We start from the raw sequence: 1,106 nt of genomic DNA on the forward strand, positions 1-1,106 counted from the left end.
AGACCGTTAGGCATTATATAAAATGAAGAACAAACCGAAAGACATATTATTTGGAATTGCAATTGGAGACGCTATAGGTGTTCCTTATGAATTTTCATCAAGAGAACAAATGATGAAAAACCCAGCCAAAGATATTGTTGGTTATATGAGCCATAATCAACCACCAGGAACTTGGTCAGATGATAGTTCTCTAACATTTTGTTTAGCTGAAAGTTTAATTAATGGATACTCATTAAAAAGTACGGCTGAAAATTTTATTAAATGGAAGAAAGAAGCTTATTGGACAGCTAGAGGTAATGTGTTTGATATTGGAATGACAACGGCTAAAGCTATTACAAAACTTGAAAAAATTATAGCAGATAAATCTTTTGACGATTTAGATTTACTAAAATATGAATCTGATGAATATGACAATGGTAATGGTTCATTGATGAGAATTTTACCTTTAATATTTGAAATAAAAGATAAAAGCATAACCAATCAATTTGAAATAATATGGAAAAACTCTGCATTAACACACGGACACATTCGTTCAGCTATGAGTTGTCTCATTTATTTGAAATTTTCTGAACATTTAATTAATGGGATTGATAAAAAAGAGGCTTATAAATTGACTAGAAGTGAAATTAAAGAATTTTGGGATAAAATGAATTTTGCGGAGATTGAAAGGAAACATTTTAGTAGAGTAATTCAAAATGACATTTGTCAATTTCCAAAGGAAACTATTCTTTCGGGCGGATATGTAATTGAGAGCCTAGAAGCAAGTTTGTGGTGTTTTTTGAAAACTGAAACTTATGAATCAGCTGTTCTCAAAGCTATAAACTTTGGGCATGACACTGACACTACAGGAGCAATTACAGGTGGACTTGCTGGAATTTACTATGGTTATAAAGAAATCCCTGAATATTGGATAGCTTCATTAGCAAAAATGGAGAAAATTGAGAAATTAAGTGAAAGATTGAATGAAAAATACAATGCCTAACACCGTATATAAAAAATTGCTGGTTTTGGGCTAAATCAAAGGTCGTTGCAAGTTTGCTACGTCTGAATTTCCTTCGGAAATTCCTCGCACGCAAACCCGCAACTTTCCATATACTAAACCGTTG

At 32.2% G+C, this 1,106-nt stretch carries 1 protein-coding gene; it reads left to right on the forward strand.

Going from position 1 to position 1,106, the window contains the following annotated elements:
- Window positions 1–22: 22 nt before the first annotated feature.
- Window positions 23–982, forward strand: a complete 960-nt coding sequence (locus VDP25_RS17625; protein WP_334471956.1) for an ADP-ribosylglycohydrolase family protein — start codon at window positions 23–25, stop codon at window positions 980–982.
- Window positions 983–1,106 lie beyond the last annotated feature (124 nt).

The sequence above is a fragment of the Winogradskyella sp. ECml5-4 genome (genome assembly GCF_036903175.1).
GTDB lineage: Bacteria > Bacteroidota > Bacteroidia > Flavobacteriales > Flavobacteriaceae > Winogradskyella > Winogradskyella damuponensis.

What these genes read in the sequence shown, in the direction of transcription:
- VDP25_RS17625 (WP_334471956.1), top strand. Translation starts at nt 23, where the DNA reads ATGAAGAACAAACCGAAAGACATATTATTTGGAATTGCAATTGGAGAC.